Source organism: Bacillus pumilus (genome assembly GCF_900186955.1).
GTDB lineage: Bacteria > Bacillota > Bacilli > Bacillales > Bacillaceae > Bacillus > Bacillus pumilus.
Genome location: NZ_LT906438.1, coordinates 2,918,131 through 2,934,262, shown reverse-complemented (window position 1 = coordinate 2,934,262; position 16,132 = coordinate 2,918,131). Strand labels below are relative to the sequence as shown.

The window sequence follows — 16,132 nt, the reverse complement described above, 5'->3', positions numbered from 1 at the left end:
TTTGAAAAAAATATAGTATCATAAAGACGAGCTTTCGATGAAGGAAGCTTGTCTTTATGCGGACATAGATGGTTGCCTGTTCAAAAGATCAGAATTGAAAGGAAAGAAAATCATGAATCTATGGGATTTATTCGTGGCACTGGTTTTAGGAATTGTCGAAGGATTAACAGAGTATGCACCTGTCTCGTCTACAGGTCACATGATCATTGTCGATGATCTATGGTTAAAATCAAAGGAAATCATTACACCAGAGGCGGCAAACACATTTAAAGTCGTGATTCAGTTAGGCTCTATTTTAGCTGTCATGATTGTGTTCAAGGATCGGATTTTGAACTTGTTAGGCTTAAAGAAAAATATCACTGAAGAACAAAAGCGCAGCGGGCATAAGCTGACCATTGCTCAAATTGCAGTAGGACTCGTCCCAGCCGTCATTTTAGGATTCTTATTTGAAGATTATATTGATAAATACTTGTTTGACGTGAGAACAGTTGCTGTCGGTTTGATTTTAGGCGCAGTACTGATGCTTGTCGCTGACTGGATTAATAAACGTAAAACAGAAACAAGCTCTGTCGATAACATGACGTACAAACAGGCACTTTATATCGGACTGTTTCAATGTTTGGCATTATGGCCAGGCTTCTCGCGCTCAGGTTCGACGATCGCAGGCGGGGTTATTCTTGGTTTGAATCACCGTGCGGCAGCTGACTTTACATTTATCATGGCGATGCCGATTATGGCGGGGGCAAGCTTGTTAACACTGGTGAAAAATGCCGAATATTTAACAACAGACATGCTGCCATTCTTTATCGTCGGCTTTGTGAGTGCGTTTATTGTGGCTCTCTTTGTTGTTCGATTCTTCCTAAAACTGATCAATAAAATCAAACTGGTGCCTTTTGCGATATATCGAATTATCCTAGGTGTGATTTTATTTATCCTATTCATGTAATGCTGGAAACTACTCTTTAACTACTCTTTAAAAAGAGTAGTTTTTTTGTTATTCCAACTCTTTTAAACAGTAAAATCACCCTCTTAATTGGTAGAAAAAGAAGTTTTTTCATAAATTAGTGTTTAAGAGACAAGAGAAGGGGTAGTACATAAACATACCAATTAAAGGAGGAGTTAGAAATAATGAGAAAAACAAGCAAATTTTTTGTTAGTTCTGTGATCGCTACGTCAATGGTTGCTGCCCCTCTATCTCTTACGACTTTTGGTCAAACGGCTGAAGCTGCAACGACAACAGGTGTTGATGGAAGTGTCTCTATTGATCCAGTAGCCATTGCCGATAAAATTGAACAAGCAGTAAAATCATCTCAAAATCGTGATGGATTCGTTAAAAATGCGGCGTACAGCGCCTTCTATGAAGCAGGTCAAAACTATAACGTCGTTGTCCAAAACTTAAGCCAAGACCATGACTTTAGCGGACTGAACAATGTGGTTTACTATGATAGTGTTGAATATGATGGTATTACGTTTGGTATTTGGGTATTTGAAGATGGGACGTTCGTCAATAATGGTGACGGCGGCTATATTAACTGGACATTTGTCGGCAGCTTTGACCGTGAGGAAGGAAGCGGCACTGTCGACTTCCATAAAAGATTCTAATCTTATAGTTAAAAGTCTGCCGCTTCACCGGCAGACTTTTTTTATAACGCACATTCTTCTATGTCAAAACCTAAATCTTCAATGATATGATGATCCATTCGGACTTGCTGACCTTTTGTTGTCAAATAATCGCCTACGAAAATGGAATTTGCCGCATAAAGAGCAAGCGGCTGAAGCGTCCGTAAATTGAACTCTCTGCCTCCAGATACTCGAATTTCCTTGGTTGGATTGACAAACCTCATGAGTGCCAACACTTTCAATGCTTTGACCGGATGTGTTCGTTCTTGATGCTCAAGTGGTGTTCCCTCAATTGCATGAAGAAAGTTGACTGGAATAGAATCCGCATCAATGGCTCTGAGCGCAAAAGCCATTTCGACAATTTGCTGGTTGGTTTCACCCATTCCAATGATAACCCCTGAGCAAGGTGACATGCCCGACTGTTTGACCTCTTCAAGGGTCGACAAGCGGTCATGATATGTATGAGTTGTCGTAATGTGAGCATGATGATCTTGATGTGTATTGATATTGTGATTGTACCGATGAACCCCTGCTTCCTTCAGCCGCTTCGCTTTGTCTTCATTTAATAACCCAAGACATGCACACACCTTCAAAGGCATGGTCTCAGTGATCTCTTTTACTGCTGCCGTCACCTCATCTAATTCTCTGTGAGAAGGTGCTCTGCCGCTCGCGACAATACAATAAGTCCCCGCTTTTCTCTTGAGCGCCTCATGCGCGCCAGCCACAATCGTTTTTTGATCAAGCATTGTATATCGTTCAACCGGTGCTTTAGAAATGATCGACTGTGAACAATAACCACAGTTTTCAGGACAATAACCGCTTTTTGCGTTAAAAATCATATTTAATTTCACCTTATTTTGAAAAAAATGAAATCGTACTTGATAGGCTGCATGCATGATAGATAATAATTCTCTATCGTCAGCTTCAAGAATATCTAGACCTTCTTGCAGCGTGATCCGTTCATTTTTCAGCGCTTTCTCTGCTATCGCTTCCCAAGACAAAGATATGTGTTTTCCCATCATAAGCTCCTCTCATTATGTTAACTTATTTTTATTAAAAGTTAACATAATGGATAGTCGTTGGCAAGCATTGGATAAATGAAGTCTACAAAAATACTTGAAGACACACAAAAAGGCGATGATCATGAAGTCATCGCCTTTTTATATGTAAAGCCTTATAGCTTATCGAACAGTAATATAGTTAATCACAAGCTCGCCTAGTGAATTATAGTAAGAAACTGTGACAGAACCACGTTGTACGGCACGAATCCAAGTGAAGTTCGGAGCTGTTTGATCTAATTGAATGGCATATGTTGCGCCAGACACAGAAATTTGGCTTGCTGGAAGAGAGACGGCGATTGAAGAACCTACCGTAAGCGTGCGGTTCACTGTAATCACTTTATTCATAATAGGAGCTTTTGCAATAACTGGTTCTTTTGGCTGTGCAGCTGCATGAGCACCTTCAGTTTGGAAGAACGTAAGAGCACCTAAAGCAGCTAAAGACAATGTACAAGCTTTCATTAATTTTTTCATCGGTAACACTCCTTTTTTTGGTATATACATATATTAATAATAATAGTATTATATGTCAATTAAAATATGTGGAAAAAAGAGTATTTATGGTGAAAATTGTCACATATTATTCATGAGCCTTCTCTTTTTTAGGGGAAAAAGAGGCATAAAAAAAGCTGGGCGTATCCCAGCAATGTAAAGCTTTATGAAAAGAGATGCTCAATCGTCGTCTCGCTGTTTTGGCTGACGGCCTTTTTGCTTCTCTTTTTCTTTAATGTAGTGAATAAAATCGATGGTTTGTCTTCGTGCTTCTTCGGAAAAATCGGAGGCAGCCTTAAACGCAATTTGCAAATCAGGATCGTCTGCAAGGTCGGCATCAGTTCCGCCTTTGTCCTTACCTGTGAGAAGATAGTCCGTTGAAACCCCGTATAACTCGGCGATTTTCACAATCATTTCACCGTCGGGCTTTCTCAAGCCATATTCCCAATTTGCATAAGTGGACATCGCCTTTAATCCGAGTTTTTTAGCAACCGTTGACTTGCTCCATCCATGCTTCTCTCTTAATTCAGTTAAAATCTTCCCAGTCAAATTATCCATTGGAAACACCTTTTTTCATGTTATGAGTAAATTTTATCATGAATTACACGGAAAAGATAAATAATTACACAAAAAGAATAAAAAATGATTGACTTACTCGTTTTGTGTATATTATCATAATGAATATAACTTACACATATTGAGTAAGAGGTGAAAAGATGAAACTTGAAAATTTACGAGAAGAACGCATTTTACAAGGAAAAACACAAACCTATATGGCGAAAAAATTAGGGCATAAGTATACGAGCGGCTATGCAAATATAGAAATGGGCAGAACGAAGCCCAGCTTAGAAATAGCAAAGCATATTGCAGATTTGCTAAATAGGGGTGTTCAAGAGCTTTTTTTTGATCAAAAGTTACACGAAATGAGTAATTCTTTAAAGGAAGAGCACTTCTTTGAAAAGGAGAGACAAACAAAATGAATATTGAACATCCAATGGTAGCGCAGATGAATGACTTTGGATATCCAAAAACCTACTGGTCATATGACAGGATACGTTATGGGTATCAAGTCGAGATTGAAGAGAGTCTGGAGGGATTTGAAGAAGATGAAACATCAGATGACGTTTGATGCCAGAAAGGAAGCGCAGCTCTGTTTAGTCCAAGCTGGTGGCTGGATGACCTTTCATCACCAGAAACCGGTGTTTGTTTTTTCCACATCAGAAGACAAGCAAACATACATGACCCTCTTGGCGGAAAAGCTCGCTGAAGCAAAAAAGGAGGAAGCAAGACGACATGAAACGATGGAAGAAAATCATGGAAATCCTCAAATGCTTGCTCAAAGCGAGTAAAAACGAACAAGACATTCGTCAGTGGGAAAAGGATGACGGGAGATCATAACATGGTCATCCATTTCATCATTGAGACAGAGTTATTGTTCACAAAAGATACATTGATAAAAAGAATACGAGCAGCTGCCAAAGCGCAATGCCCACATAAAATAAAAGACGCACTATCACTCGAGATTCGTTTATTTGACGACATGCCGCTTGACATAGCTGATTGTCAAATCAAGCGTACATACGCAGAGAAAGGTTTGATACGCCCAGTGAACGTCAGCATCTTTCAGCCGCGGCTGCACCATATTCAAGAAGCACTTCATTCTATTGCGGATAGGGCCTCTCTACAGATCGTTGATTTAAGAGTTTCCCAGTTTTATAGTATGCGTCCAAGAATTGAAATCATTTTAAATACGATAGGTGATGGCACGAAGTCCTCACCAATTAAGGAGACAAGCATATGAACGAGCCAAAACAATTATTCATTCAAGAAAACCAGACATTTGTCGGTGAGATGGAAACAGGAAAAATTCAAGTCATCGTATTAGATGGGAATGTAGGAACAGCTTATCAGATAGATGTACCTGAACATGGAAAAACCATTATCCAAACGGCAAAAGGTCATTTTGCAAGAGTAGATCAAGAGATTGGTTTTAAAATCAGCTAGATCACTGAACAGATCACACAACATCATTCGTCCAAGACGGAAAGCCTGCGGACACTGATCAAGACCCTATGAAAAGGGGACTGATTGGTGTCCGTTTTTTATTTTCTTAAAAAAGGGAGAGAGCCAATATGCAAGATTTACTCATTGAATACAAACGAGCATTAAAGGATGCTAGAAAACAATATGAACCATTTAAAGAAAAAGACGAACATCAGCTGTCCGTTCAAGACAAGCATGATAAAAAAATGATCGCCAGTATGGTGAGCGATCTCGAATACGTAGTAGAGTGGCTTCAAATTGGAAGAGAGCCAGGCGCACGCAGAGGATTAGACAGACGTTCAGTCTATCAGCGCACCATTCTAGCAAATCCAGAAGTGTTAGAGGCTTTATCACATGAATATACAATCATCCAAGAAAATGAAAAAGAATTCAGTGAGCGGGACAAGAAACGAATTGATGAAGCCTTGTCCGTTTTAACGGACCGAGAAAAGGACGTATTTTTCATGCACACAACGCAAGGATTATCGTTTAGCGAGATTGCGATCATGCTGGATGTGAAGAAAGGAACTGTGCAAAAACATATGGAGAGAGCTCGGACAAAGATGGCCAAAAAAGTACAAGAACGCCTATTCGAAGCAGCTGAATAGGCGTTCTTTTCTTTTACAAAATAAATGGAGCAACACTTGTCTTACAGTTGCCACCTATAGTTAGAAAGACCAAACGGATGTTTGCTAGCCCTACACAAATGATTCCTTCACAGGAAATCGTTCGAATTAAAAGGAGGCGGCAGGTGAATGTAAATGAAAGATAAACGGATAGAAGCCAAGCAAGATTATATGAAAGGGATGACGTACCAGCAAATTGCTGATCATTACAATGTCTCGATCCATACCGTGAAATCTTGGAAAAGACGATACGGATGGCAAAGGCAAAAAGGTTCGTCAAAGCAGGCACACTCGATCTTCAATCAGTTTCTTTCAGATGAAACAATTGAAATCATGGAGAAAATGGGCGGGCGTACATCGCTTGATTTAATCTGGGATCAAATTCAAATTCAATATGCTGCCATTATTCGGGCGCAGCGAATCATGTATGTGTCAGATCAAGATGACATGATCAAAGAGCTGAAAAAGGCAGCATACATGCCTTCTTCATTAGAAGAAACAGTAGAAGGCATTCAGCCAGAACAAGAAATCAGCACAGAAGAATATTCGTTTCAATTTTCATGGGATCGGCATGCCACCTTTTTAAATGCCCAATCCCGTGCAATGGGAGAGCTCAGGCGTCTCATTAAACAGTTTGAAGAGCTTGCACATGCGAAGGATGAACGAAGATTAAGGCTAAAGCAAATTGAACTGACCATCGAAAAAACAAAAAAAGCAGTGCGCGAAGAAAAAGAGGAAGATCTTCACATCATGATCAAGCGAAAAGAGGATAACTCATGACGCCATTGATTGAAAAAGAAGTCAATCCTCACTTTGAACACTTTCTATTCGATTGGAATCAAAAGTTTCAATTTTTAGTAGGCGGCTACGGCTCCTCGAAAAGCTATCACATTGCGTTAAAACTCATTTTAAAGCTGCTGGAAGAAAAACGGACAGCACTTGTCATTCGAGAAGTATATGATACGCACCGCGAATCAACCTTTTCTCTCTTACAAGAGATCGTCAGCGATCTTGGCATCGATCATGTGGTGAAGTGCCGCAGTTCGCCGCTTGCCTTGACGTTTCGAAATGGCAGCAGCATCTTATTCAAAGGGCTGGACAAGCCTGAGAAATTGAAATCGATTAACAACATCTCGATGATTTGGATTGAGGAGTGTTCAGAGGTTTCTTATGAAGGCTTTAAAGAGCTGCTTGGAAGGCTGAGGCACCCGTCCTTACCGCTTTATATGATGTTATCGACCAATCCTGTTGGTCAAGATAATTGGACGTACAGACATTTCTTTCGAGATGAACAGCTGAAGCGATTTGTCCTAGATGACGAAACCTTATACAAAAAACGCACCGTTGTGATCAAGGATACGTACTATCATCACTCCACAGCGGAAGATAACCTATTTCTCCCTAAAAGCTATGTGGAGCAGCTGGATGAGCTGAAAGAATACGACCCAGACCTCTATCGAATTGCGAGGAAGGGCTATTTCGGCATCAACGGCACAAAGGTTTTTCCTCAATTTGAGGTGAGAAGTCATTCTGATGTATTAGAAGCCATTCAGCAGATTGACCGGCCGCTAAAACGAGCAGGCATGGATTTTGGATTTGTTAAATCATACAATGCGCTCATTCGATTAGCCGTCGACCATGAAAAAAAGTACTTATATATTTACTGGGAATATTACGACCGCGGGAAAACAGATGATGAAACAGCTGTTGACCTAAAAGAGTTCATTGAATCAAAGGAACTCATCAAAGCCGATGCAGCCGAGCCTAAAACCATTCACTATTTTCGGCAGCGCGGATTTCAAATGGTGGCAGCACATAAGTTCCAAGGCTCGCGTTTGCAATATACGAAAAAGATCAAACGGTTTAAGAAAATCATTTGCTCTGATGCTTGTCCATACACAATCTATGAACTTCAATCACTGACCTATAAGGCAGATAAGGATGGACGTTTAGAGGAAGATGCATTTCAAATCGATCCGCATACATTATCAGCGATCTGGTATGCGCTGGATGATTATGAAGTGACGGATTTGAAACAGACCGCCTCGGAGCGTGTCCGTCCAAACAGAGAGAGGAGGTCCATACAATGAAACAATTGAAAGCAACGATTATGAAGGCAAACATGTCTGATCATACAAAACAAATGTATGCAGATGAATTTTCCTATGAAAAAGATGACATTGTGCCCCCGCCTTACAACATCAATGAATTAAAAAGCATGGCAGAATATTCAACCATTCTTCAGCAATGTATTGATGCGTACAAAACGAATATTTTGGGTTTTGGGTTTGGGGTGGAATATGCCTTTGACTTTAATGCAGAAGGTGTAAAACCGGCAAAAAAGAAAGCCGCAGAAAAGGAATGGACAAGACTTGAAGAGTTTACGAAGTACATGAACTATGATGAGTCCGCTGATGTGATTCTTGGCTATGTCCTCGAAGACCGAGAGAAAACGGGCAATGGCTTTTTAGAGGTGCTGAGAGATGGACAAGGAAAGCCGGCCGGAATCGAGTATTTAGATGCGCTCCATATCCGCATTTGCAAGCTTAGTGAGCCAGTCGACGTTGAATTCAGTTACACAGAAAATGGCGAATTAAGAACAATGAATCGAAAGAAACGATTCCGCAAATATGTGCAGGTGATCAACGAAAAGAAAGTTTTCTTCAAGGAGTATGGTGATCCGCGCATTTTGCACTGTGAAACAGGCAAGTACGATGACACCACACCAGAGCCGCTTCGCGCAACAGAAGTAATTCATTTTAAAATTGGCAGCGGAACGTATGGGATTCCCCGCTGGATTGGCAACATCGTCAATATGTACGGAGCACGCAAGGCAGAGGAACTGAACTATCTTTATTTTAAACAAGGACGGCATGTACCAGGTGCCATCATTGTCGAAAATGGGATGCTGTCAGAATCCTCTTATCAGCAGCTTCAAGATTATATGGACGATATTGAAGGATCTGATCATGCACATAAATTTCTATTGCTTGAAGTTGAAGGTCTGCCGACAGAAAAAGGGTTAACCGGAGAAGAAGATGTCTCAAATGTCAAAGTAAACTTCAAATCTCTAGCCGAGATCCTGCAAGAAGATGCGCTCTTTTTAGAATACGATGAAAAAACAAGAAACAAAATCCGCTCGGCGTTTCGCCTTCCGCCAATTTACACAGGTGAGTCTCAAGACTATAACAAAGCGACAGCAGATACCGCGCGTAAAACAACAGAAGAGCAAGTATTTCAGCCGGAACGACATCTCATCACAGGAAAACTCAATACGCTTTTCCTACCGGATCTTGATATGTGGCATGTCCGTTTTCTATTAAATGGTCCTGATTTTAGAGACCCATTAGAGATTGCCAAAGTACTGACACCATTTATTCAGGCGGGAGCAGTGTCACCAAACGATTTGCGCGATCTAGCAGGAAGAATCCTCGGAAAAACGCTAGAGGAATGGCCTGAGGAACTGTATCACCGCCCTTTAGAAAGCCGCATGAAATCAGCTGAAGAAAAGCCTCAACCAGAGCCGGACCAGCTGACGAAATAAACAGAAGCGGGTGCGCTTTTTTGAAAGGGGGTGAACATATGCCAAGAGAACTAAAAAACGCTAAAATTACGCATGTTTCCTACGTGGACAAAGCAGCGAACAAGAGGAAATTCTTTTTGATGAAAGCAAAGAAAAAGCAGCCTGACTTTCAAAAAGAGGTCAGTGTCCTGACAAAGGCAGAAGATGCTCATCGCCTCGTGTACGGTGTCGTGTATGAGCCGAATACGCCTGATGCACATCAAGACTTTATGACAGCGAAGGAAATTGAAAGAGCGGCACACGGCTTTATGAAGGATGCCCGTCATATTGACAAGCAGCATGATTTTCAAGATGGTGTTGGCGAAGTGGTTGAATCATATATTGCTCCGGCTGATGTTGAAGTGGGCGGGGAGCTGATTCGCAAAGGATCTTGGGTGCTTGTGACAAAGGCTTCCCAAGAGATTTGGGATCAAATTCAAAAAGGCCACATTACAGGCTACTCAATGGCCGGAACGGCGGACATCGTCGCCATAGAAGAACAAGATCAGTTTCTATCTCAAGACACAAATGAGAGAGGGCTTTTTTCTTTGCTGAAAAATTTCTTTTTAAAAGAGGAAGGTGAAAACATGTCACAACCATTTTGGAACATTTTAGACCATCTGCTGGAAACCTTACAGTCAAGTGATGGTGATGAGGCGGATGTAAGAGCGGCCTTAGAACAGCTCATTCCAATCATGCAGGACATCCTGAAGACAGAGGATGTACTTCAAACGATTGGTGAAAGGCAAGCAGACGTACAAAAAGAAGAGGCCGCTTTGACGACGGATCAAGTGCGAGAGCTCGAAAAAGCAAAAAAGGCCATCGAAAACGTCTTGCAGCAGGCTGAAAAGCAGGAAACAGAACAAACAGGGGAAGAACCTGTCCAAAAAGTGCTCGAGCAAGTCGTTGCACCGATTCGTCATCAGCTCTCTTCCTTAGAGAAATCAGCTAGCAGAGAAAAAGCAGCAATGCAGGAAGTGCTTCAGCAGCAGCTTTTGCCTATTTCAGAGCGGATTCACATGCTTGAAAAGGCAAGGGGCATATCAAAACAAACAATCCACGATACACAAAACGACACGACAAAACCCATATGGGATGGCTTACTATAAGCCGAAATAAGGAGGAAACAGTGTGAGAAATCAAGAGTTGATTCGTAAGGCTGAAATGACACTTGCCAGCTTAAAAACCGGCGGTCTCATGAACGCAACCCAATCCAACACATTCATTAGAATGATGCAAAACACACCAACCGTTTTAAATGATGCACGCATCATTCCGATGGAAAGTGATTCACAAAAAATCGAAAAAATCGGCTTTGGCCAGCGTATTTTGCGCCCGGCAGAGGAAGGCAAAGCGCTTGATGCGAAAGACCGTGTTGTCCCAGCGACAAGCACTGTCCAGCTAAATGCAAAAGAGGTCATTGCAGAAATTCATATGACCTACGACAGCATTGAAAACAATATTGAAAAAGACGGAATTCAGCAGACCATTATGCAAATGCTTGCTGAACGAGCGGCCGTTGATATTGAAGAGCTCATCGTCAATGGGGATACGACTTCAGCAGATCCGTTTTTAGCCCAAATGGATGGCGTCAGAAAACAAGCAGTATCTCATATTGTGGATGCCAATGGAGCGGAAATTAGCCGCCAAATGTTGAAACAAGCCTATAAAGCGATGCCGTCAAAATATTTACGTGTACCTCAGGATTTCCGTTTCTACACATCTCCAAGTTTAGAGGTGGAGTGGAAGGATCAAGTAGCAAACCGTCAGACAACTCTCGGAGATGCGGTGATTCAAGGCGGACTTTCTTCTGCATTCGGTGTGCCGGTCAAAGGTCTTGCCAATATGCAGCCATATGACGAAGCGGGAACAGACGTATCAGATATTTTGCTGACACACCCTAAAAATATTATCGTAGGTTTTTCTCGTCATATTCGAATTGAAGTAGAAAAAGATATTCGCAGACGTAAATTTATTATTGTCCTAACAGCGAAGCTAGACAGCAAATTTGAGGAAGAGGATGCTGTAGCAAAAGTGATGAAAGTGAAAGAGTAGGTGACATCAGGCCATGATTATTTCTCCTGAAGAACTGCAAGCCTATTCTGTATTTGAGCGTGTGAAAAATCGATCTGTAGAAAGACTGACAGCAGATATTATCGAAGCAGAAGCTGCGGTATTTCAAATCGTAGGTCATGATTTCTCAAGCGGAAAATATCAGCCCCTCCCTGAAAAAGCAAGAATCGCATTATTAAAAATGGCCCAATATTTTGCCATGCTGAATGATGATGAATCTATGATGAAAGGCTTTACGTCAGAAAAAATGGGTGATTATTCATATGCGAAGGCAGCTGATCAAGTGAAAGGCAAACCTTATGTATATGCCCTGCTTGTCGATTACATTGAACCATCATTTACTGGGGGCAGTACCAAATTAAAGGTGAGATCATTATGAGTTATCAATCTCTCTTAACAGATCGCTGTGATCTTTTTCACCTTGAACATCAGGAGGCTTCCCGAGGAAAATTCGGGATTCCAGCTGATGACTTACAAATGACTCTTTCCTATCCTGATGCGCCTAGCCTGACAGATCTGGCTTGTTATGTCATAGAAAAGAATCAGTCGCTTGTGCAAGAAGAGCCGAATACAGTGATTTATCAGTCCTATCTTGTCCATTTCCCTTTAGCAAGTGATATTCGCCTGCATGACAAAATGGTGTGGAACGGCGTCTCACTTAAGTTACAGCAGCCCAAAAAAGTGAAAAATCATCACATTGAAGTGATGGCAGTCAGGAAGGAAAATCTATGAAAATTGATGGACTTGACCGGCTGCTTTCACAGCTGGAAACAGCGTGTGCCGGCGGCTTAAAAGCAGAATATCAAGATTGGCTAGAGGACATGGGCCTAGAGCTTTTGGACATCATTCAGGATGAGTTAATCAAGGAGAATGCTGTCGATACAGGTCGGCTGCTAAGCTCCTTTACGCAAGGATACAAGGAGAATCATTTTCTCATGTCAAAAGGTGGTCTCACACTTGAAGTGGGAACGAAGCTTGAATATGCCTCCTATGTCAATGACGGACATGCTACTTCTTCAAGTGGAGAGCGAAGATGGGTGCCTGGCAGGTGGGCTGGCAGCCGCTTTGAATATGATCCGAATGCAAAGACAGGAATGATGCTTGCCTCTCAATGGGTAGATGGAAATGGCTACTGGGATCATGCTGTCATGCTCTATGAGCAAATGTTTGAACAGTCGCTGGATCGAAAGCTTCAAAGCTGGTTCGATCGACATTTTGGGAGGTGATGAAATGAATCAAGAAGTCGGGGCAATCATGCATTATATTTACACACACTTTCCTGTGACAATGTATGATCGACTTTTGCCAGAGCGTTTTCAAGTGCCATCCGTTTATGTGCCGCCCGTAACAGTCATCAGCGGTCCAGATACGGTATCTACATTTATGAAATCTTATTCGCTGCAAGTGAAAGTGTTTCATATGGATTCAGAAAAAGCACATGTTGCGGCAGAAATAATTGTTGATGCATTGCTTGCTGATCGTCAAATGATTCAGATGATGAGTGAAGATGGAGAGGTGCTTGATGATTATGTCCGCATAAAAAGAGTGGAAACAAGAATGATAGATCAAGGCGTAGCAGCGATTGTCCTGACGTGGGATAGCAGTTATTGGTACAACCGAGACAAACAAGCAAGCCTTGAAGATATCAACTTTTCAGATGGAGTGATCAAACGTGAGCAAGACTAAAAAAGCAGAGCCTGCTCAAACAGCTGGCGAAGAAAAAGAATTTGGCTTTTCATTTGAAGCCTTAAAGGAGCACAGTAAGGATCTTTTTGGGGTTAAACCAGAAATCCTTGAAGGTGCTCTTTTTTATATCAAACATCAACCAATTACAAAAACAGAAGCGAAAAAGCACATTGATGCTTTTTTGTCCAAGGAGGTTTAAAGGATGAACGGAGGCACATTTACACCAGGTACAGAGAAAAAGCGTCCTGGCATTTACTTTAATTTTAAAACAACAGCAGAGCAGCGAATTACTTTAGGCGATCGAGGTACGGTGGCACTTCCTCTTGTGATGAGCTGGGGAGAACCAAAAACCTTTATTTCCGTTTCCAATATGGAAGACTTAAATAAAAAGGTTGGACTCAACATTGATGACAAGTCTCTTCTTCTTTTCCGTGAAGCAAAGAAAAAAGCACAAACTGTCTTGCTTTATCGCCTAAACGAAGGGGTACAAGCCAAAGCGGAAATCGCAGAAAAATTTGTGGTCACAGCCAATTATGGCGGTCAAAAAGGAAATGAGATCACTATCCAAGTGGCAGAAAATGTACTCGACAGCACAAAACGTGACGTCATCACTTATCTTGGAACAGATATTGTCGATAAGCAGGTTGTCACGGATGTCAAAGATCTTGTAGAAAACAAATATGTTCAATTTTCTGGTGAAGGTGAAGCAGTTATCACGGCTGGTGTGGCACTAAGCGGCGGGAAAAACGGTGTGGCAAGTGTCGCAGATTATACAGCTTTCCTAGAAGCAGCAGAAACAGAATACTTTGATGTCATTGCGCTCCCAGTCGATAATAGTGAGCAATTAAAAGCAACCTTCGCTTCATTTATCGAGCGTCTACGTGATAAGCAAGGGCGTAAGGTGCAAGGCGTTGTGGCGAACTATGCAGCTGACCAAGAAGGCATCATTAATGTGACAAGCGGTGTTGTGCTGGAAGATGGAACAGAACTAACACCTGCTCAAACAACAGCTTGGGTTGCAGGGGCAAGTGCAGGTGCAAACTTCAATCAGTCACTCACCTTTGTTGAATACGAAGGAGCAGTGGATACATTAGAACGCCTTGATAATGATCAAGTAGAATACCGATTATCACAAGGGGAGTTCCTCTTTACTTTTGATGCGAGAGACCGCACGGTGAGTGTTGAAAAAGATATTAACTCTTTAACAAGCTTCACAGTTGAAAAGAATCAGCAAATGGCGAAAAACAAAATCATTCGTGTGCTTGATGCCATCAACAATGATTTAACGTTTGAATTAAAAAATCTGATTAAATTACGCAAAGCCAATGGCAATGACATCCCAGCATCTGATGATGGAGTGCAGCTTGTGAAAACACTGATTACACAGTATCTCACACAGCTTCAAGATGGCAGCGGCATTACAGGCTTTAACTCAGAAACAGATATCGTGATCGGTCTTAATGAAGATCGTGATGGATTTATTATCGATCTAGCTGTTCAACCAGTAGATGCAGCAGAAAAATTCTATTTCAATGTGGAGGTGAAGTAAGATGGCTTTTAAAGCGCAAAATACAATTTCAGGTAAAGAGGGTCGTCTTTTCTTAGAAGGTGAGGAGCTTGCCTTTATCAAAACGTTTGAAGCAAACGTGGAGAAAAACAAATCAGAAGTCAACGTGATGGGCCGAAGAATGACGGGTCATAAAACAACTGGGGCAAATGGAACAGGAACGGCAACATTCTATAAAGTCACTTCACGTTTCGTACAACTCATGCTCAACTATGTGAAAAAAGGGGAAGATCCTTATTTCACTCTTCAAGCGGTGATTGATGATAAATCATCAGGCAGAGGCACAGAGCGTGTGACGTTATTCGATGTCAACTTTGATTCGGCTAAAATTGCTGGACTGGATGTCGATTCAGAAGCACTTGAAGAAGAAGTTCCGTTTACGTTCGAGGACTTTGATCTTCCTGAAAAGCTGAAGAATTCTTTTTAATTGAGAAAAGGCATTTCGAATCACTAAAATATATGTTATTTTTATTTTATTCAACGATATGGTATAATTTTTCATAGTTACAGAGTAGCTACAAAAGAGTTACTGTGTAACCCCAAAAAGTTTTTTAGAAATATGTTTACATGCAAAGTACTTTGCATAAAATAAAAAGAAGCCAGGATGCGTCAACATCCCGGCAATGTACAATTTGGCCCTCAAGGGGCTGGCTTATCAATTAGATAGTTTTTAAGGATAGACTTTCCCTTCAACCGTCCAAAGCTCAAGGGGAGTCTATTTTTTGTCTATATACGTCAACAAAGTAAAGATAAACATCCCGAATAAAAGCATTAGGGAAATCGCTTCAAATGTTGACATTGGCATCACCCCCTTCCTATCGGGGATGAGCCAGACACCCTTGAGCAAGCCGTTCAATTGTACCATTTAAATTATACATGAAAAGATTGGAAAGCACATTCAAAAAATGGATGTGCTTTTTTGCATTCAAAAAAACATAACAAAGGGAGTTTTTAAACATGAGCGAAAAACAAACATTTGATCTTTCATTTTTTATGCCAGGACAAACAGTAGAAGCAGAAGAGGTCAAAGTACCAATTTCTAAACGTTTTGTTGATAAAAAAGGGAATGTCATTCCTTTTGTCTTTAAAGCCATTACAACTGAACGTATCGATGAACTGGAAAAAGAAAACACAACCTTCAAAAATGTCAAAGGCAGAGGCCGCGTTAAGGACTTAGACAGTCAGCGCTTCTACGCACGAATTGCCATTGAATCGACGGTTTATCCAGATTTCCGCTCAAAAGAATTAAGAGAAGCCTACAGTACACAAGATCCAGTTGAAGTAGCAAAACGTGTCCTGTCAGTAGGCGGAGAATATGCGAACTGGTTAAACAAAGCCATTGAAATCAACGGATTCGAAGACGAAATTGAAGATTTAGAAGACGCAGCAAAAAACTAATAAAAGA

At 41.2% G+C, this 16,132-nt stretch carries 25 protein-coding genes; 21 read left to right on the top strand and 4 right to left on the bottom strand.

Annotated elements, in window-relative coordinates; genetic code table 11:
• The first annotated feature begins 112 nt into the window (after positions 1 to 112).
• Together CKW02_RS15465 and CKW02_RS15460 are read left to right on the top strand one after the other, a co-directional pair.
• The gene (locus tag CKW02_RS15465) at positions 113 to 946 is read left to right on the top strand and encodes an undecaprenyl-diphosphate phosphatase (protein ID WP_034620177.1); all 834 of its coding nucleotides are present in this window, start codon (positions 113 to 115) and stop codon (positions 944 to 946) included.
• 182 nt (positions 947 to 1,128) lie between these two features.
• Entirely contained in the window at positions 1,129 to 1,602 is a 474-nt protein-coding gene (locus CKW02_RS15460; RefSeq protein ID WP_003212767.1) for a hypothetical protein, read from the top strand.
• A 41-nt stretch (positions 1,603 to 1,643) separates the two neighbouring features.
• On the opposite strand, the gene bioB is transcribed toward CKW02_RS15460, so the two are convergent.
• The 3 genes from bioB to CKW02_RS15445 form a co-directional block, all read right to left on the bottom strand.
• Positions 1,644 to 2,639, bottom strand: a complete 996-nt coding sequence (gene bioB, locus CKW02_RS15455) for a biotin synthase BioB (RefSeq protein WP_003213491.1) — start codon at positions 2,637 to 2,639, stop codon at positions 1,644 to 1,646.
• A gap of 162 nt (positions 2,640 to 2,801) precedes the next feature.
• Positions 2,802 to 3,152, bottom strand: a complete 351-nt coding sequence (locus CKW02_RS15450) for a hypothetical protein (RefSeq protein ID WP_003213146.1) — start codon at positions 3,150 to 3,152, stop codon at positions 2,802 to 2,804.
• A 198-nt stretch (positions 3,153 to 3,350) separates the two neighbouring features.
• Complete coding sequence (locus CKW02_RS15445; RefSeq protein WP_003213241.1) at positions 3,351 to 3,728, bottom strand: helix-turn-helix domain-containing protein; 378 nt, start codon at positions 3,726 to 3,728, stop codon at positions 3,351 to 3,353.
• A 158-nt stretch (positions 3,729 to 3,886) separates the two neighbouring features.
• On the opposite strand from CKW02_RS15445, the gene CKW02_RS15440 reads away from it, so the two are divergent.
• From CKW02_RS15440 to CKW02_RS15360, 18 genes are all read left to right on the top strand, one after another.
• Positions 3,887 to 4,150 carry a helix-turn-helix transcriptional regulator gene (locus tag CKW02_RS15440; RefSeq protein WP_003213361.1) on the top strand — a complete coding sequence of 88 codons (264 nt, stop codon included), beginning with the start codon at positions 3,887 to 3,889 and terminating at the stop codon, positions 4,148 to 4,150.
• A complete protein-coding gene (locus CKW02_RS20340) occupies positions 4,147 to 4,299 on the top strand; it encodes a hypothetical protein (protein WP_003213636.1) in 153 nt (50 codons plus the stop codon). Before CKW02_RS15440 ends, CKW02_RS20340 begins: the two co-directional genes overlap by 4 nt.
• Positions 4,277 to 4,519, top strand: a complete 243-nt coding sequence (locus CKW02_RS15435) for a hypothetical protein (protein ID WP_223251233.1) — start codon at positions 4,277 to 4,279, stop codon at positions 4,517 to 4,519. Before CKW02_RS20340 ends, CKW02_RS15435 begins: the two co-directional genes overlap by 23 nt.
• Positions 4,520 to 4,569: 50 nt before the next feature.
• A complete protein-coding gene (locus tag CKW02_RS15430; protein WP_003212720.1) occupies positions 4,570 to 4,971 on the top strand; it encodes a RusA family crossover junction endodeoxyribonuclease in 402 nt (133 codons plus the stop codon).
• Positions 4,968 to 5,174, top strand: coding sequence for an XtrA/YqaO family protein (locus CKW02_RS15425; protein WP_003212874.1), 207 nt, complete (start codon positions 4,968 to 4,970; stop codon positions 5,172 to 5,174). Before CKW02_RS15430 ends, CKW02_RS15425 begins: the two co-directional genes overlap by 4 nt.
• A 128-nt stretch (positions 5,175 to 5,302) precedes the next feature.
• Positions 5,303 to 5,821, top strand: a complete 519-nt coding sequence (locus tag CKW02_RS15420) for a sigma-70 family RNA polymerase sigma factor (RefSeq protein WP_003213659.1) — start codon at positions 5,303 to 5,305, stop codon at positions 5,819 to 5,821.
• Positions 5,822 to 5,974: 153 nt separating this feature from the next.
• A complete protein-coding gene (terS, locus tag CKW02_RS15415) occupies positions 5,975 to 6,619 on the top strand; it encodes a phage terminase small subunit (protein ID WP_003213198.1) in 645 nt (214 codons plus the stop codon).
• Positions 6,616 to 7,929 carry a PBSX family phage terminase large subunit gene (locus CKW02_RS15410; protein ID WP_003213132.1) on the top strand — a complete coding sequence of 438 codons (1,314 nt, stop codon included), beginning with the start codon at positions 6,616 to 6,618 and terminating at the stop codon, positions 7,927 to 7,929. The genes terS and CKW02_RS15410 overlap by 4 nt, the downstream gene beginning before the upstream one ends.
• A complete protein-coding gene (locus CKW02_RS15405) occupies positions 7,926 to 9,383 on the top strand; it encodes a phage portal protein (RefSeq protein ID WP_003212960.1) in 1,458 nt (485 codons plus the stop codon). Before CKW02_RS15410 ends, CKW02_RS15405 begins: the two co-directional genes overlap by 4 nt.
• 38 nt (positions 9,384 to 9,421) lie before the next feature.
• Positions 9,422 to 10,510 (top strand): XkdF-like putative serine protease domain-containing protein, encoded by a 1,089-nt coding sequence (locus tag CKW02_RS15400; protein WP_003212716.1) that lies wholly within the window; start codon positions 9,422 to 9,424, stop codon positions 10,508 to 10,510.
• A 22-nt stretch (positions 10,511 to 10,532) separates the two neighbouring features.
• Complete coding sequence (locus tag CKW02_RS15395) at positions 10,533 to 11,456, top strand: phage major capsid protein (RefSeq protein WP_095117868.1); 924 nt, start codon at positions 10,533 to 10,535, stop codon at positions 11,454 to 11,456.
• Between the two features lie 13 nt (positions 11,457 to 11,469).
• Positions 11,470 to 11,853, top strand: a complete 384-nt coding sequence (gene yqbG, locus CKW02_RS15390) for a protein YqbG (RefSeq protein WP_003213486.1) — start codon at positions 11,470 to 11,472, stop codon at positions 11,851 to 11,853.
• The gene (locus CKW02_RS15385) at positions 11,850 to 12,206 is read left to right on the top strand and encodes a YqbH/XkdH family protein (RefSeq protein WP_003212773.1); all 357 of its coding nucleotides are present in this window, start codon (positions 11,850 to 11,852) and stop codon (positions 12,204 to 12,206) included. The genes yqbG and CKW02_RS15385 overlap by 4 nt, the downstream gene beginning before the upstream one ends.
• A complete protein-coding gene (locus tag CKW02_RS15380; RefSeq protein WP_003212615.1) occupies positions 12,203 to 12,700 on the top strand; it encodes an HK97 gp10 family phage protein in 498 nt (165 codons plus the stop codon). The genes CKW02_RS15385 and CKW02_RS15380 overlap by 4 nt, the downstream gene beginning before the upstream one ends.
• Positions 12,701 to 12,704: 4 nt before the next feature.
• Positions 12,705 to 13,160: a phage tail terminator family protein gene (locus CKW02_RS15375; RefSeq protein ID WP_003212659.1), complete on the top strand. Its 456-nt coding sequence runs from the start codon at positions 12,705 to 12,707 to the stop codon at positions 13,158 to 13,160.
• On the top strand, positions 13,147 to 13,359 hold the full coding sequence (locus CKW02_RS15370) for a YqzN/YkzM domain-containing protein (RefSeq protein WP_003212736.1): 213 nt from the start codon (positions 13,147 to 13,149) through the stop codon (positions 13,357 to 13,359). The genes CKW02_RS15375 and CKW02_RS15370 overlap by 14 nt, the downstream gene beginning before the upstream one ends.
• A gap of 3 nt (positions 13,360 to 13,362) precedes the next feature.
• Positions 13,363 to 14,709 (top strand): phage tail sheath family protein, encoded by a 1,347-nt coding sequence (locus tag CKW02_RS15365; protein WP_003212878.1) that lies wholly within the window; start codon positions 13,363 to 13,365, stop codon positions 14,707 to 14,709.
• Between the two features lies 1 nt (position 14,710).
• Entirely contained in the window at positions 14,711 to 15,154 is a 444-nt protein-coding gene (locus tag CKW02_RS15360) for a phage tail tube protein (RefSeq protein ID WP_003213309.1), read from the top strand.
• 288 nt (positions 15,155 to 15,442) lie between these two features.
• Here the strand turns inward: CKW02_RS15360 and CKW02_RS20725 are convergent, their stop codons facing one another.
• Complete coding sequence (locus CKW02_RS20725; protein ID WP_350223447.1) at positions 15,443 to 15,499, bottom strand: putative holin-like toxin; 57 nt, start codon at positions 15,497 to 15,499, stop codon at positions 15,443 to 15,445.
• A 185-nt stretch (positions 15,500 to 15,684) separates the two neighbouring features.
• Between CKW02_RS20725 and CKW02_RS15350 the strand changes: the two genes are divergently transcribed.
• Positions 15,685 to 16,125, top strand: a complete 441-nt coding sequence (locus CKW02_RS15350; protein WP_003213341.1) for a phage tail assembly chaperone — start codon at positions 15,685 to 15,687, stop codon at positions 16,123 to 16,125.
• Positions 16,126 to 16,132: the final 7 nt, after the last annotated feature.

Bases quoted from the DNA above. Each gene is read 5' to 3' on its own strand.
- CKW02_RS15350 (WP_003213341.1), top strand. From the start codon at position 15,685: ATGAGCGAAAAACAAACATTTGATCTTTCATTTTTTATGCCAGGACAA.
- CKW02_RS15375 (WP_003212659.1), top strand. From the start codon at position 12,705: ATGAATCAAGAAGTCGGGGCAATCATGCATTATATTTACACACACTTT.
- terS (WP_003213198.1), top strand. From the start codon at position 5,975: ATGAAAGATAAACGGATAGAAGCCAAGCAAGATTATATGAAAGGGATG.
- CKW02_RS15430 (WP_003212720.1), top strand. From the start codon at position 4,570: ATGGTCATCCATTTCATCATTGAGACAGAGTTATTGTTCACAAAAGAT.
- bioB (WP_003213491.1), bottom strand. From the start codon at position 2,639: ATGGGAAAACACATATCTTTGTCTTGGGAAGCGATAGCAGAGAAAGCG.
- CKW02_RS15435 (WP_223251233.1), top strand. From the start codon at position 4,277: ATGAAACATCAGATGACGTTTGATGCCAGAAAGGAAGCGCAGCTCTGT.
- CKW02_RS15445 (WP_003213241.1), bottom strand. From the start codon at position 3,728: ATGGATAATTTGACTGGGAAGATTTTAACTGAATTAAGAGAGAAGCAT.
- CKW02_RS15425 (WP_003212874.1), top strand. From the start codon at position 4,968: ATGAACGAGCCAAAACAATTATTCATTCAAGAAAACCAGACATTTGTC.
- CKW02_RS15385 (WP_003212773.1), top strand. From the start codon at position 11,850: ATGAGTTATCAATCTCTCTTAACAGATCGCTGTGATCTTTTTCACCTT.
- CKW02_RS15460 (WP_003212767.1), top strand. From the start codon at position 1,129: ATGAGAAAAACAAGCAAATTTTTTGTTAGTTCTGTGATCGCTACGTCA.
- CKW02_RS15465 (WP_034620177.1), top strand. From the start codon at position 113: ATGAATCTATGGGATTTATTCGTGGCACTGGTTTTAGGAATTGTCGAA.
- CKW02_RS15365 (WP_003212878.1), top strand. From the start codon at position 13,363: ATGAACGGAGGCACATTTACACCAGGTACAGAGAAAAAGCGTCCTGGC.
- CKW02_RS15440 (WP_003213361.1), top strand. From the start codon at position 3,887: ATGAAACTTGAAAATTTACGAGAAGAACGCATTTTACAAGGAAAAACA.
- CKW02_RS15420 (WP_003213659.1), top strand. From the start codon at position 5,303: ATGCAAGATTTACTCATTGAATACAAACGAGCATTAAAGGATGCTAGA.
- CKW02_RS15380 (WP_003212615.1), top strand. From the start codon at position 12,203: ATGAAAATTGATGGACTTGACCGGCTGCTTTCACAGCTGGAAACAGCG.
- CKW02_RS15410 (WP_003213132.1), top strand. From the start codon at position 6,616: ATGACGCCATTGATTGAAAAAGAAGTCAATCCTCACTTTGAACACTTT.
- yqbG (WP_003213486.1), top strand. From the start codon at position 11,470: ATGATTATTTCTCCTGAAGAACTGCAAGCCTATTCTGTATTTGAGCGT.
- CKW02_RS15450 (WP_003213146.1), bottom strand. From the start codon at position 3,152: ATGAAAAAATTAATGAAAGCTTGTACATTGTCTTTAGCTGCTTTAGGT.
- CKW02_RS15405 (WP_003212960.1), top strand. From the start codon at position 7,926: ATGAAACAATTGAAAGCAACGATTATGAAGGCAAACATGTCTGATCAT.
- CKW02_RS15360 (WP_003213309.1), top strand. From the start codon at position 14,711: ATGGCTTTTAAAGCGCAAAATACAATTTCAGGTAAAGAGGGTCGTCTT.
- CKW02_RS15400 (WP_003212716.1), top strand. From the start codon at position 9,422: ATGCCAAGAGAACTAAAAAACGCTAAAATTACGCATGTTTCCTACGTG.
- CKW02_RS20340 (WP_003213636.1), top strand. From the start codon at position 4,147: ATGAATATTGAACATCCAATGGTAGCGCAGATGAATGACTTTGGATAT.